This is a genomic window from Streptomyces xiamenensis, from assembly GCF_000993785.3.
In the GTDB taxonomy this organism is placed as follows: Bacteria; Actinomycetota; Actinomycetes; order Streptomycetales; family Streptomycetaceae; genus Streptomyces; species Streptomyces xiamenensis.
In genome coordinates this window covers 5,884,210-5,896,461 of record NZ_CP009922.3, presented here as the reverse complement: position 1 = coordinate 5,896,461, position 12,252 = coordinate 5,884,210, and the positions used below count along the sequence as shown (strand labels likewise).

The 12,252-nt window shown below is 70.1% G+C and carries 9 protein-coding genes and 1 pseudogene; 6 read left to right on the top strand and 4 right to left on the bottom strand.

Translation table 11 applies throughout. From position 1 onward, the window contains the following. Positions 1-4: 4 nt before the first annotated feature. Positions 5-664 carry a helix-turn-helix domain-containing protein gene (locus SXIM_RS26835; RefSeq protein WP_030737995.1) on the bottom strand — a complete coding sequence of 220 codons (660 nt, stop codon included), beginning with the start codon at positions 662-664 and terminating at the stop codon, positions 5-7. Positions 665-1,013: 349 nt separating this feature from the next. Next, positions 1,014-1,193: pseudogene (locus tag SXIM_RS26830) on the bottom strand (DUF1918 domain-containing protein); the annotation flags it as partial. Between the two features lie 332 nt (positions 1,194-1,525). Here SXIM_RS26830 and SXIM_RS26825 point away from each other — a divergent pair. The 3 genes from SXIM_RS26825 to SXIM_RS26815 all read left to right on the top strand — a co-directional run bounded on the left by SXIM_RS26825 (position 1,526) and on the right by SXIM_RS26815 (position 6,332). Beyond that, entirely contained in the window at positions 1,526-2,374 is an 849-nt protein-coding gene (locus tag SXIM_RS26825) for a universal stress protein (RefSeq protein ID WP_234306985.1), read from the top strand. 272 nt (positions 2,375-2,646) lie between these two features. Continuing rightward, complete coding sequence (locus SXIM_RS26820) at positions 2,647-3,813, top strand: HBL/NHE enterotoxin family protein (protein ID WP_030737985.1); 1,167 nt, start codon at positions 2,647-2,649, stop codon at positions 3,811-3,813. A 266-nt stretch (positions 3,814-4,079) separates the two neighbouring features. Continuing rightward, positions 4,080-6,332: a heavy metal translocating P-type ATPase gene (locus SXIM_RS26815; RefSeq protein ID WP_078847128.1), complete on the top strand. Its 2,253-nt coding sequence runs from the start codon at positions 4,080-4,082 to the stop codon at positions 6,330-6,332. A 73-nt stretch (positions 6,333-6,405) separates the two neighbouring features. Here the strand turns inward: SXIM_RS26815 and SXIM_RS26810 are convergent, their stop codons facing one another. Continuing rightward, the gene (locus tag SXIM_RS26810; protein WP_030737979.1) at positions 6,406-7,755 is read right to left on the bottom strand and encodes a nicotinate phosphoribosyltransferase; all 1,350 of its coding nucleotides are present in this window, start codon (positions 7,753-7,755) and stop codon (positions 6,406-6,408) included. 387 nt (positions 7,756-8,142) lie between these two features. Between SXIM_RS26810 and SXIM_RS26805 the strand changes: the two genes are divergently transcribed. Further along, positions 8,143-9,081, top strand: coding sequence for a ferritin family protein (locus tag SXIM_RS26805; RefSeq protein ID WP_174864345.1), 939 nt, complete (start codon positions 8,143-8,145; stop codon positions 9,079-9,081). Positions 9,082-9,868: 787 nt separating this feature from the next. Here SXIM_RS26805 and SXIM_RS27620 read toward each other — a convergent pair. Then, positions 9,869-10,207, bottom strand: coding sequence for a hypothetical protein (locus tag SXIM_RS27620; protein ID WP_030737973.1), 339 nt, complete (start codon positions 10,205-10,207; stop codon positions 9,869-9,871). Positions 10,208-10,541: 334 nt separating this feature from the next. Between SXIM_RS27620 and SXIM_RS26800 the strand changes: the two genes are divergently transcribed. Both SXIM_RS26800 and SXIM_RS26795 read left to right on the top strand, forming a co-directional pair. Next, a complete protein-coding gene (locus tag SXIM_RS26800) occupies positions 10,542-11,141 on the top strand; it encodes a TetR/AcrR family transcriptional regulator (protein WP_030737970.1) in 600 nt (199 codons plus the stop codon). A gap of 252 nt (positions 11,142-11,393) precedes the next feature. Continuing rightward, positions 11,394-12,128, top strand: coding sequence for an SDR family NAD(P)-dependent oxidoreductase (locus tag SXIM_RS26795; RefSeq protein WP_030737967.1), 735 nt, complete (start codon positions 11,394-11,396; stop codon positions 12,126-12,128). The last annotated feature ends 124 nt before the right edge of the window (positions 12,129-12,252 follow it).

Genomic DNA, 12,252 nt, shown 5'->3' with positions numbered 1-12,252 from the left:
GACGTCACCGGACCTGGATACGGCGGCCGGTGATCCGCTCCGGCTCGATCCGGACCCACACCTCGCGCTCCCCGCCGGCCCAGGGAGCGGAGCCCGCCTCCTCCTCCAGGTCCCGGCTGCCCTCCGCGGTCGCTCCGGCCTGGATGGCGTGCCCCACCAGCAGGACGCTCCACCCCTCACTCATCGCCTCATCGATCCGGTCCACCTCGAAAGCCACCTCCTGGCCCACCGCCTGGCCAGGGGTGCTGCCATGCGCGGTGCGGTACACCACCGACCCGTCCACGGCGGTGTAATTGACGGGAACCACGGCCGGTCCGTGCTCCGTGTAGAGCGCCACGCGCCCCACTCCGTGCCCTGACAGCCGGTCGCGGCACTCCTGCTCGCTCAGTTCCACCAGCTCCGGATGGTGCCCGGCCTGGCCCAGGCCGGGAGGCAGGTCCGCCGTCCCACCCAGCAGCTCCGCCACCGATGTCCGCAACGCTCCGGCCAGCCGCAACAGGGACGCCGTACCGGGTATCACATCGGGGCTCTCCTCCACATGGGCCAGATATTCCTCCGCGAAGCCGGCCCGCTCGGCCACCTCGGCGCGGCTCAGACCCAGCTCCGCTCTGCGAACCGCGGCCCGTCGTCCCAGATCCCCGCTGCTTCCTGGTCCCGCTGCCATGGCTGTCTCCTTCGTCGCAAGGTCATACAACGGTTCGCGCTCCCGGCCAGGCAGCCGCGTCACGCATCACATACAGAGACCGGGGAGCACGGACCCCCGGCGGGGGCAATCGGTGTTCCCCGGACCGGGCGAAGGCCGGCGGCCGCAACCGGGGGGGAGAGGCTCCATGCTTCCAAGGTCACTCCGAAGGCCCGCTGTCACCAGCGCACGTCGGCCGTCGGAGTGACGGTGCTTGCGCGGACCCCGGCCGAACCGTTCACCGCCACTTCCCCGCCAGCGGCGCACCGCAGGGTGAGAACCTCCGCGGCCGGCCGCCGGGTCCTCGCCGTCAGGTGCTGTGGTGCCGGGGATGACCGATGTGCGCGTCAGGGCCCGGGAAGACCAGTGCGACCCGGCCGCTGTCGGACCAGCGCACGTCATAGGGCGGTTCGCCGTCCGCGCGGTGCACGGCGATGATCTCTCCGTCACGTCGTGGCCCGTCGACGGTCTGGCTTTCCACGATCAGATGATCGCCGGGATGGGCCTTCATGATCAACAACTCCTCGCGGACGGGCTGGTGCCTCCCGTCCCGTTGTGACGCGATGACTCGCGCCCGAACGCCCGCGCCCACTACGTGGCCTTACCGCTTCGATTTGTGGCGACATGCCCGAGCGGGCCCTCTCACCTTCCACCATGTCGCCGCTTCGGCCCGGGTGCAAGGGCATCACGATGTCGTTTCCGCTCTCACTCGCGGGGGTGATCCCATCGCTCAGGGTGAGCGGACTGTGCGGCGAGAACCCGAGTGCCGCTGTCGCCTGGCCGACTGCCCACGCCGGTGGTGAGCTGGGCAGGAATCCCATCGGAGCAGCATGAAGGGCGGTGATGACGATGACCCAACCCATCGTGGTGGGAATCGACGGGTCGGAGTCCAGCCTGCAGGCGGCGGACTGGGCTGTGGACGCGGCGGCACGTCACGACCGGCAGTTGCGCATGGTGTACGCGTCGTTCTGGGAACAGTACGAGGTGATGTCCCCTTCGGTGGGCCTGCAGCGCCCCGAGGGGGGCATGATGGCCCGCAATGTGCTCGCCGCCGCGCAGCAGCGTGCCACCAAGCGCCGGCCCGAGGTCAAGGTGAGTACAGAGGTGGTCACCCATCCGCCCGTCGCCGCGCTGCTCGCGGAGGCGCGCGGCGCCTCCGTGGTGGTGGTGGGCTCCAGAGGCCGGGGGCAACTGGCCGGAATGCTGCTGGGCACGGTCGGTTTGGGTGTCGCCGCCCGCGCGACCTGCCCGGTCGTCGTCGTACGGGGCAGCGCCCCCGCTCGCGAGGGCTACTACCAGCAGGTGGTGGCCGCGGTGAAGGACGAGGGGCATCCGGCCGCCGTGGAGTTCGCCTTCCAGGAGGCCGGTGCCCGGCGCTGCGCGGTGCGCGCCATCCACGCGTGGCTGGCTCCGGCCGAAGGGGGGACGGGCCAGGAGGACGAGGAGACCGTCGCCGCTTTGCTGACCCGCTCACTGGCACGGGGAAGAGAGCTCCATCCCGAGGTCCGGGTCGAGGAACAACCGCTGCGTGGCCCCGCACGTTCTGAACTGCTCACCGCGGCGGAGAGGGCGGACCTTCTCGTCCTCGGCGCTCATGAGCGCCGCACTCCCGTGGGGCTGCAACTCGGGCTGACCTCGCACGCCCTGCTCCAGCACGCCGCATGCCCCGTCGCGGTGATCCCGCCGAACTGACGCCGCCGCGCCCGGGTGGCGGCGTTCCACTCCTTGTGAAAGGTGCGGATCCTCCCCTTTCCGGTGGGCGACAGCGCTCACTCACCCCCGAGGTCGCCCGGTTCGGGTATCGGCTCGCTCCGCCGTACCGATCGCCGGAGCCGGTACGACGGGATCAGTCGGCACTTCGCGGCTCCGGAAGGCGTCCGGGGTCTCCCCTCATACCTTGAGACTCTCTCGCCTGGAGCCCTCCATTCGCCCATAGCAGAAGAATCGATACGAAAGGGAATGACATGTCGCTTCGTGCCGTCGTCGCAGCAGAGGAAGTCAAGCAGGATCTCGCCGACTACTTCAACGCGTCCGTGGAGGTCAACACGTACGCGTACAACGTGATCAACACCAGCATGCCCAACCTCAAACGACCCCCTGCGCACTATGCGGACTTCGTCGCGAAGTTCGCCCTGGCGAGATCCCACTGCCTTTCCTGGGGCCAGGGGACGATGGGGCAGATCATTGATTTCCCCGGGGAGATCGTCGATGTGGACAACCTCTTCGAGGATGAAGCGGACGATCTGTCGCAAGCACTGGACGCTTTGATCAAGAACCCGGCCAACGAGCACGCCAAAGATCAGCTGCGAGAAAGCCTGAAGCGTATGCGATCAACGGTTCAACGGAAGGCCGGCACGGCAGACAAACTGGTGGCGACCATCACGCGATTCCGTGATGACGTCAAGCGGGACGCGGCAGACCTCGCCACAATCGCCGACGCCTCCTTGCAGGACGCCACAAGTGACGCCGATACCATTCGGGAGGTCAACAGCGAGATCGAGCAGCTGAACAATGACATTCAGACATGGCGGACCATCGTGACGGTCGCCGAAATCGGCATGGCTGTCTCCATTTTCATCGGATTGATCGGAATCACCGTCTGCACCATCCCAGGGGGCGTGGTGCCGGGCGGCATCATCATCGGCCTGGCCATTCTCGGAGAGGCGGCATCCATCGCCCTCACCGTGATCGGCACCCGACACATCCAGGCCGACAATGATGCCATTCAGGCAGACAGAAAAGAAGTCGAGGACCTGAACCAGGACATCATTCTGCTCAACGCCATCAGCCGACAGATGAAATGGCTCAATGAGGCCAATGAAAAGGCACAGCCCGCATTCGGCAAGGTGGCCGAGATCTGGCAGCGGCTCGACGACGAGCTGAAGCAACTCGACGCCGACCTTGCTGCCGTCGACGCCGATGCCAGTAGCGAACAGTACCAGCAGGCGAAAAATGATCTCGCCCATGCAAGCGCCGAATGGCAAGAAATCGTCGATTTCTCCGGGAAACTCCACGCCATTGATTACAAATGGCAGGACCAGTCCGGCGCCTGGCACTCCATCTCCGACAATCAGCCCGGTGCCGACAGTGGCAAGAAGGAGCTGCTTCCAGCCGCTGCGAGTGCTTCGTGAGGGAAGTCTCTTCATGACATTTCCCTGAGGTGACGAGAGTGCCGCAGCGTGGCGCCCAGCGGCCGGCTCTTCCCCCTCATTCCGTTGACCCGGGAGGACGAAGCCGAAGCCCGGTGCATCCGGGAACGCCGACTGCCCCTCTGCTGCGAGGAGTGCCCATGGTTCCTTCCCCGCCGCCTCCGGTGGGCAGCCCGGACAGTCCGCCCTCCAGCGGCCCCTCCACCTCGAGGACGCACGGACACCGGATCGAGCCGGCACTGACCCTGATGACCGGCCTGTGCCTGGCAGCAGGCGCCCTCGCCTGGTGGGCCGGAGCCAGAACGGCCGCTGACGTGATCTGGGTCATCGGGACGGTGACCGGCCTGGTACCCGCTGTGCTATGGGTGGCAAGAGCGCTGCGGCGTGGCCGGACCGGCGTCGACCTGATCGCGGTGCTGGCTCTGGCCGGAACACTCGCGGTGGGCGAGTACCTGGCGGGCACGTTGATCGCGCTGATGCTGGCGACCGGCCGTTGGCTGGAGTCCGCGGCGGAGCGGCGCGCGACCCATGACCTGCGGGCCTTGCTGGAGCATGCCCCACGCAGTGCTCGCAAGCGAACGCCGACAGGTGTGCTGACCGTCCCGCTCGCCCAGGTGGAGCCCGGGGACGTACTGGTCGTCGGCCCGGGCGATGTGGTGCCGGTGGACGGCCGGGTGCTGGACACGACAGCCGTACTGGACGAGTCGGTGCTGACCGGTGAATCCCTGCTCCGGGAGCATCCGGCGGGTGAGCTGGTCCGCAGCAGCACCGTCAACGGGGGCGACGTCTTCGAGATGCGGGCGACGGCGACGGAGGCGGACAGCGCCTATGCCGAGATTGTCCGCCTCGCCCGGCAGGCGGGTGCCGGTGGAGCGCCGGTGGTCAGGCTCGCGGACCGGTACGCGGCCTGGTTCGTGCCGCTGTCCCTGGCAGTGTCCGGATCGGCCTGGTGGTTGAGCGGGGACCCGGTGCGGGCGGTGGCGGTACTGGTGGTGGCCACGCCGTGCCCGCTGCTCCTGGCGGCTCCGGTGGCGATCGTCTCGGGCCTGGCACGGGCCGCCCGGCTGGGAGTAGTGGTACGGGACGGCGGAGCCCTGGAGCGTCTGGGCCACGCGCGCACGGTCGTGCTGGACAAGACCGGCACACTGACCGCCGGCCGGCCACGGGTCACGGAGGTGGCCTTGGCGGAGGGGTGGAGCGCGGCACGCCTCCTGCGGGCCGCCGCATCGGTGGACCAGTACTCCTCGCACGTCCTGGCGCGGGCGCTGGTCGACGAAGCGCACCTCAGGTCCCTGGAGTTGAGGCCGGCCAGTGACGTCGGGGAGGAGCCGGGACGGGGCGTGCGGGGGGTGGTCGACGGGGCCGTCGTCACGGTGGGACGGCGAGAGAACGACGACGCGCTGCCGGGGTGGGCGCGTTCCGCCGAGAACCGGGCCGTCCTGGACGGGGCCGCCGTGGTGTGGGTCTGCGTGGACGGGACTCCGGTGGGCGCGGTACTGCTGCGGGACCCTTTGCGCTTCGACGCCCCCCGCACCGTGCGCCGACTGCGAGCGGCCGGCATCGACCGGACGCTGATGCTCACCGGCGACCGGCCGGAGCCGGCCCGTGAGGTCGGGATGATGCTCGGGCTCGACGCGGTCCGAGCCGGACAGAGTCCGGCGCAGAAGGTGGAGGCCGTTCACCGGGAGCGCGCGCACGCGGTGACGGTGATGGTGGGAGACGGAGTGAACGACGCTCCGGCACTCGCCGCCGCGGACATCGGGGTGGCGATGGGTGCCACCGGGTCCGGCGCCTCCTCCGAGGCGGCCGATGTCGTCCTGACCACGGATCGCGTGGATCGGCTGGCCGATGCCGTGACCATCGCGGTCCGCTCCCGCCGCATCGCGGTGCAAAGTGCTCTGGGCGGCATGATCCTGTCCCTCGCCGCCATGGTTCTCGCGGCGGCGGGATTGATCCCACCGGCCGCCGGGGCACTGTTGCAGGAAGGCATCGACATGGCGGTGATCGCCAACGCCCTGCGTGCACTGCGCGGAACCGAACCGCGGATCGAGCCGGGAACCCGTCAACTGCTGCGTCGGTTCGCCACCGAGCACACGGAGTTGCGGGAGGTGGTCGACGCCACGCGGGAGGCCGCGGAGGCACTCTCCGACCGGGACGGCTCGCACGCGCTGCCCGCGGTCCGGCGCGTCGACCAGCTGCTGACGGAACGGCTGCTCCCCCACGAGCAGGCGGAGGAGCGGGAACTGTATCCCGCGCTCGCCGCCTGGCTGGGCGGCACCGAGGCGACAGCGACCATGAGCCGGGCTCACACGGAGATCGAGCGGCTGGCCAACCGTGTTCACACCCATCTCGAGCTGGCCGGCCGGGGAGCCCCCGGGCAGGCCGCGGAGCTTCGGCCCGAACAGATCAGTGATCTGCGGGATTGCCTGTACGGCCTGCACGCCGTGCTGCGGCTGCACTTCGCGCAGGAGGAGGAGAACTACTTCTCACTCGGCCGTTGACCGCGACGACGGTGTGCCGGGACAGGCTCGGCCACCGGCTCTTCGACCGCCTCGCCCCAACCGCGACCCGAGATCACCGCTCACCCGGCGCATGCTCGTCTCTCTCCTGTGCAACGAGCCGTTCGCGTACCTGATCGATCAATGAAGCGAGGGTCGGCGAGAGTCGCGCTCCGGGGGCGTCGGGCGAACGGACGCGCCGGGCCGCCGCCGGAAGCATCGCGAAATCCCGGGCGAAACGCCGGTGCGCGGCTGCCTGCGACGGCCGCGGGCCGGTGCGCCTGCCGTCCCGCATCACCGTCTCCAGCAGTGGTTCGCCGCCCGGCGGCGCGGATTCCCCGAGGGTGCCGGTGAGGTCCGCGTACCCGGGGCGGCGCCAGGACTGGTGCGGCCCGGGGAGAGTCGTCTTGCCGGTCGACAGTTTCATGGTCGGCCGGCCCCGGTAGGAGACCAGCTTGTACGCGGTGTCCAGATAGGGTGCGTCGGCCGAAACCCCGACCTTGGTGCCCACCGCATAGGTGTCGATGGGTGCCCCGCGCGAGACCAGCGTGTCGATGGCGTACTCGTCCAGCCCGCCGCTGGCCACGATGGCCACCTGAGGGAGTCCGGCCCCGTCCAGGATCCCGCGGGCCCGGATGGCGAGGTCACCCAGATCGCCACTGTCGAGACGTATCGCGGCCCCGGCCGCCCGGCCGGTCTCCTTGAGGACATCGGCGGCGTGCCGGGTGCCCGATCCGGTGTCGTAGGTGTCCACCAGGAGTGTCAGCGGGCCCGGGTGGGAGGCGGCGAAGGCGCGGAAAGCCGTGCGCTCGTCCTCGAAGGCCTCGATGAACGAGTGCGCCATCGTTCCGGTGGCGGGCAGATCGTAGCGGTGCGCGGCCTCCACGTTGCTGGTGGCGGCGAAGCCCACCAGAGAACCGAGTCGTGCCGCCTGGTCCGCCGCCTCGGCCCCGTGCGTACGGCGCAGGGAGAAGTCCACGACCGGTCGCCCGGCGGCGGCGATCACGCAGCGTGCCGCTTTGGAGGCGACGGCGGTCTGGTGGCTCATCCGGTTGAGCACCATGCTCTCGACGAGCTGGGCCTGCGGCAGCGGTGCGGTGACTTCCAGCAGGGGTTCGTTCGCCAGCGCGATGCGGCCTTCGGGGATGGCCCGCACCGAGCCGGTGAACCGGGTTCCCCGCAGGGCCGCCAGGTCGCCGGCGGGACGGTGGAGGGCGTGAGCGAGGACAGCGGCGTCGTGAGCGTCCAGGTGGTAACGCTCCAGCATGTCCAGAACGGACTCCAGCCCGGCGGCAACAAGGAATCCGCGCTCGGGCGGCAGAGAGCGGACGAAGAGACTGAAGGTGGCCTCACCGGTCAGCCCATGGTCCAGATAGGCCATGGCCATGGTCACTTCGTACAGGTCGGTTCGCGTGGCTTCGGGCACCGGGTGCCTCCGTGGGACCGCGTTCTCGGCCGCTCCCCCGGGGGGTCGCGACCGCCCTTTCTCTTCCACGCTCCCTCTCCGGGGCGGTACTCGCAAGGGCGGGGAAACCGGGTGGCCGACCCGCCCACGGTCTGGGCGTGGCCCGGTTCCACCGGGACCACGTCCTGCCTGCCCGTGACCGTTGGTGGCGGAGGCGGAGGCGGATCACCTTTCCCGGGGATGGGGCTGTCCGCGGCCAGGCGCTGTACGCCAAGTGGTGCACAACCGGACCCCCACTCCGGTGAGTTCGGATGCGGACGGTCGTGCGATGCCGGGATCGACGGGCGGCTACGCCGACGATGACGGGAACCCACCCAGCGCACGAACTCCGAGAACGGGATTTCCACCATGAGACCATCCCTCGTCCGGCTGGCGACCGCCGTCAGCGGTCTGGCCCTCACCGCGGTGTCCGTGGCCACCGCCCCCGCTGCCGTCGCCGACTCAAAGACCCCGGCACTGAGCACGGTGCAGGACACCCGCGCCGCCATGCGGGGGGAAGGGTTCGCCCACGCCTCCTACCTTCTCTACGCCGACGAGGCGGCCCGGGAGGGGCACGGCAGGATCGCCGAGCTCTACCGGAGCACCGCGCAGACCGAGTTCGAGGATCACTTCACGCAGGAGGCCGGGCTCATCTCCTACGTCGGGAGCAACGAGGCCAACATCCGTCAGGCGATGGAGGGTGAGCGGTTCGAGGCCACCTCCATGTACCCGACCTACGCGGAGGAAGCCCGCCAGGACGGAGATGTCGCCGCCGCCGAACTCTTCACCGAGATCGCGGCGGACGAAGCCGAGCACCGGGAACTGCTGGCCCTCGCCCTCAAGGCGCTCACCACCGGAGAGGGAAAGATCCCGTCGCCGCCGCAGGTGGACCCCGTCACGGTGCCCGCGGGTCTGCCCCAGGTGGCCTCCGCCCGGACCCGGGCCAACCTCGACGACGCCATGCACGGCGAGGGCCTGGCCAACGCGACGTACATGCTGTACGCCCAGCACGCGCGGGACACAGGCGAGCGGCGGCTCGCCGCCCTGTTCGAAGGGCTCGCCGAGGTTGAACTGCGCGAGCACTTCGCGGCCGAGGCCCTTCTCGCCGGTCTGGTCTCCGACACGGCGAGCAACCTCCGCACGTCCATCGCCGGGGAGACGTACGAGGCGGAGGTCATGTATCCCACGTTCGCCCGCCGCGCCGAGAACAACGGCGATGTCCAGGCGGCGGAACTGTTCACGGAGATCGCGGCGGACGAGGCCGGACACGCGGAAGCCTTCCAGGGTGCCTTGAACCACCTCGGCTGAAACACCGCCCGACCTGTGCGGAACCCGCGCGGGAACGCCGGGGCCGCTCGCCGGCTCCGGGGGCGTCACCGGGAAGGTCGGCGACAGCGGCCGGTGGCGCATCCGGGTCAGGTCAGCGAGCGGCGTCTCTTGTCGAAACGTGGGGCGGCGGCCCAGGGATGTCAGTTGGGTGATGCCCTCGGCGGCCCGCTCGGGCAGCAGCGTCACAGTGCAGGCCCGCTCGAAGGTGGCGCCGACGCGCTCCCATCCCGCGAGTGATGCGTGCAGCGCGTCCGGGTCGCCGTCGAGCCGGCCGGCCGCGCGGGCCGGGCAGGCGGCGGCCCAGCCGTTCTCGGCGCCGGCCGGGGCCGCCGCGGCGAGGCGTCGGCGGGCGTCCGGAAGCCCTGCGACGACGACGGCCTCGGCGGCGACGGCCCATGCGTACGCGTCGTAGAACTGATGGGGAGTCCGCGACCACGGCAGCGTCTCCGCGAGGTCCACGGCAGGGGTGGGAGAGTCACCCGCCCGCCCCGTGTGCGGGCCGACCCTGATGTCGGCGAAGGCGGCGAAGCTCGCCGCGAGGCCGTGCGGGTCCCAGGGCGTGGCCAGGGCGCGGGCCCGTTCCCGCCATCGCCGGTACTCCCGGCCGCCGCTGTCGCGCAGGCCCTCGGCCGGGGCGGCGGCGTGTGCGGCGGGGGCCATCCAGCGTGCGGCGGGTCGTCCGGCCCGCTCCCTGCCCTCCCACATGAGGGCGGCGTACTCCAGCGCCTCCTCGAACCTGCCGGACAGCGCCAGCGGCAGCACACTTTTACTGGCCCTCATGTAGCGGCCGCTGAGGGGGGTCCTCCCAGGCCCGGCGGGCCGCCGTCACGGCGCGGGGCAGGTCGCCGGCGGCCACCGCGACCAAGGGCACGACGTGCAGGGTGTCGATGATCTCCGGGCCGATCCGTGGATCGTGTCTAGGCAGCCGGTCGAAGAGCCGGAGCCGCTCATCGCTCGGACTGTGGGCCTCGCGGAATCGACCGGCGACGCCGTGGCCGCGGGCGGCGGTCGCCGCCGGTTCACGTCCCTCCCGGTGGGCGGCGGCCACGACGTAGTTCTGGTAGTCGTCACTGCCGGTGAGGTGCCAGGCGTCGGTGCCGTTCATGCGCTGGAAGAAGGGAGGTCTCCGTTGGGGGTCGGCGCGCAGGAGAACACGAACAGCGAGCGGGTGCCGAAGCGGCGATGCGCGGGGTCGGCCACGGCCCCGGCCGCCCGGCCGGTGTCGCGCCACTGGGCTCTGTCTTCAAATGATCACTATGTGGTGGATCATGGTGATCATTTGAAGACAGAGCCTAGAGCGCCGACAGTTGCGGCTCGACCCTGGTGAAGGTTCCGCGGTCTGCGGATCCACCCGATTCATCCGGGTGCGCGATGAAGCCACCCGCCCGGGGAGCGAACCCGTTATGGCCCGTACAGTCCAGAACTCATACCATGAGGACATGGCCAGGCCTCGCAAGTTCGACGAAGATCGCGTGCTTCTCGCTGTCCGCGATGAGTTCTGGGACAAGGGCTACGCGGCGACGTCCCTGGAGGACCTGCTGCGCGTCAGCGGGCTCGGCAAGGGCAGCCTGTACGGCGCGTTCGGAGACAAGCAGAACCTGTTCCTGCGGGTGCTGCGCGACTACGACAACGCGAACCTGTCAATGCTGCGCGAGCGCCTGGAGTCCGCGCCGCGAGGGATCGACCTGGTGCGCGCATTCGTGCTCAGCCCGGCCGCCGACCCCACCGGGGCAGTTGCGCGTCGAGGGTGCCTGCTGGCCAACAGCAACGCCGAACTCGCCACCAGCGCGCCGGAAGTTGCCGCCGAGGCCCGCCGCAGCTACGACGCGATCACCGCCATCCTCACCGAGGCGCTGGAGCGGGCCCGGCGTGAGGGCGACCTCTCCCCCGACGCGGACCCCGGCGAGACCGCCCGCACCGTTCTCGTCGCCCAGCTCGGCCTCATCGCGCTCGGACGCACCGGCATGGACATCGACACCCTCACCGCGGCGGGGCAGACCGCTCTGGCGCGGCTCCTGCCCGCTCTCCCGCCCAAGTAGCGGCCATACGCCGGCCGACCTGGAACCGGCACAAGTCCTTACGGGCCCGAGTGCTGTCCGGCGTGCCGTCGTGCTGCGCGCCACACACCACGCTTCGCACGCAGGGAGCCCACCGGCCGCGCTCCCGTCCGCCCGGTGGCGTGCTCGGCCCAGCCTGCCGAGTCGCCCCTCACGGTCCCGTTCTTGACTGACCGGTCCATATCAAGGATTGTTATGGACTCACCGGTCCATACTTCTTGAGGAGGGGGCGACATGGCCGTCTTGGCAGGCAAGGTCGCTGTGATGACCGGAGGCAGTACCGGCATCGGTTTCGCAACGGCACGCGCGTTTCACGATGTAGGCGCCCAAGTGTTCATCACCGGTCGCCGCAAGGACGCGCTGGACGCAGCGGTCGCCGAACTCGGCAACGGCGTGACCGGCGTGGTGTGCGATGTCTCGGTGCCTGCGGAGCTCGACGCGTTCCACGAGGCCGTGCGTGAACAGGCCAGTGGCATTGACGTGTTGGTCGCGAACGCCGGAATCGGCGCCGCGGCTCCGCTCGGCGAGGTGACGGAGGAGCTGATCGACTCCCTGTTCGCCACCAACGTCAAGGGAACGATTTTCACTTTTCAGCAGGCACTGCCGCATCTGAACGCGGGTGCCTCGGTGATCCTGACGGGCTCGACCGCCGCGACGCGGCTCGACCCCGGGCTTGAGGTCTATGCGGCGTCGAAGGCCGCGGTGCGCAGTCTTGCCCGTGGTTGGGCCCTCAGCTCGCGCGCACGCGGTTTCCGGGTCAACGTCGTATCGCCGGGCGGGACGCGCACCCCGGGTCTGCTGGAGCCGGTCCCGGCCGAGGCGCTCAAGCAGGCCGAAGAGAGCGTCCCCCTGGGCCGCCTCGCCGAGCCCGAGGAGATCGCCGCGGTGACGACGTTCCTCGCCTCGGACGCGTCGAGTTACGTCAACGGTGCGGAGTTCTTCGCCGACGGTGGATACGCACAGGTGTAAGAGCCGCCGCATGTGACGGGCCCATGGGTGAGTTGTGTGCGCGTCGCGCTTGCCCTCCTCCCGGGTCCGCTTTTCCAGGCGGACCTGGATCGGCAAGATCGATCACAACCCCACCGCCACCCCA

Excerpts from the sequence above, each read along its gene's own strand:
- SXIM_RS26795 (WP_030737967.1), top strand. The coding sequence starts at position 11,394 with ATGGCCGTCTTGGCAGGCAAGGTCGCTGTGATGACCGGAGGCAGTACC.
- SXIM_RS26805 (WP_174864345.1), top strand. The coding sequence starts at position 8,143 with ATGAGACCATCCCTCGTCCGGCTGGCGACCGCCGTCAGCGGTCTGGCC.
- SXIM_RS27620 (WP_030737973.1), bottom strand. The coding sequence starts at position 10,207 with ATGAACGGCACCGACGCCTGGCACCTCACCGGCAGTGACGACTACCAG.
- SXIM_RS26820 (WP_030737985.1), top strand. The coding sequence starts at position 2,647 with ATGTCGCTTCGTGCCGTCGTCGCAGCAGAGGAAGTCAAGCAGGATCTC.
- SXIM_RS26825 (WP_234306985.1), top strand. The coding sequence starts at position 1,526 with ATGACGATGACCCAACCCATCGTGGTGGGAATCGACGGGTCGGAGTCC.
- SXIM_RS26835 (WP_030737995.1), bottom strand. The coding sequence starts at position 664 with ATGGCAGCGGGACCAGGAAGCAGCGGGGATCTGGGACGACGGGCCGCG.
- SXIM_RS26815 (WP_078847128.1), top strand. The coding sequence starts at position 4,080 with ATGACCGGCCTGTGCCTGGCAGCAGGCGCCCTCGCCTGGTGGGCCGGA.
- SXIM_RS26800 (WP_030737970.1), top strand. The coding sequence starts at position 10,542 with ATGGCCAGGCCTCGCAAGTTCGACGAAGATCGCGTGCTTCTCGCTGTC.